Consider the following 954-nt stretch of genomic DNA (forward strand, 5'->3'; position numbering starts at 1 on the left):
CGACCGGCCCGTGGCGCGCGAACCGCACCTCGATGCCGTGTCGTTGCGCGAGCGTGCGGGCCAGCCGGGTCAGGTGGAGCGATCGCGCGTCGTCGTCCCGGTCCATCGCGTCAGGCCTCGACGTCGATGTAGTGGCGAATGATGCTGCGGATCAGGTCGGCGTCTTCCGCACTGACCTTCGCATAGATCGTCGGGCCGGCGGCCGATTCGGGGTCGCCGGTGCGCAGCATCAGCTCGGCCCAGTCGATCAGGCGCCGCGTCGAGAACGCGCTGGCCAGATCCTCGCGGACGAACGCGGCGCGGCAGTCGGCCGCGATCGCCGCGAGCGTGTCGGCCATCGCCTCGGTCATGGCCGCGCCGAACGTGCGCTGCAGCACGCGCGCCTCGTCGGGGGGCGGCAGATAGTCGGGGCGGTACACGCGCCAGCGGTCGAGAAACGCCTCGTTCATCACGTTGGCGCCCTGGTACAGATGGCGGAACTGTCCCATCGCGCCCACCGCATTGGCGGTCGCGAACAGCCGGAACGACGGGTGCGGGACGACGATCTCGTTGCCTTTTTCCTTCAGCAACAGGCGGCCGGCCGGTTCGAGCACGGCGGTCAGCACCGCGAGGATCGCGGGTTCCGCGAAGTCGATTTCGTCGACGATGAGCCACAGCCCTTCGCGCATCGCGGTCGGCAGCACGCCGTCGACCCAGATCGTCTCGCCGCCCTTGACGGTCCAGAACCCGACGAAATCGCCGACCGTCGTCTGCCCGTTCATGTTCGAGCGCAACACGCCATGGCCGGCCAGCGCGGCGGCCTGTTCGATGAGGCTCGTCTTGCCCGTGCCGGTGTGGCCGATCAGCAGGATGCGCCGGTTTTCGACGATGTCTTCCAGCACGTTCGTCGCGCGCGCGGTGAACAGGTAGGCCGGGTTCAGCGGCGGCACGAGCGGCCCGCCCGGGCCGCGCGGC

1 protein-coding gene is annotated in these 954 nt (G+C 69.9%); it reads right to left on the reverse strand.

Translation table 11 applies throughout. The features are described from left to right. Positions 1–110: 110 nt before the first annotated feature. A partial coding sequence (locus tag G3N99_RS41020; RefSeq protein WP_206125286.1) for an AAA family ATPase occupies positions 111–954 on the reverse strand: 844 nt, incomplete at its 5' end.

This window comes from Burkholderia sp. Ac-20392 (assembly GCF_017104585.1).
Lineage (GTDB): Bacteria > Pseudomonadota > Gammaproteobacteria > Burkholderiales > Burkholderiaceae > Burkholderia > Burkholderia lata.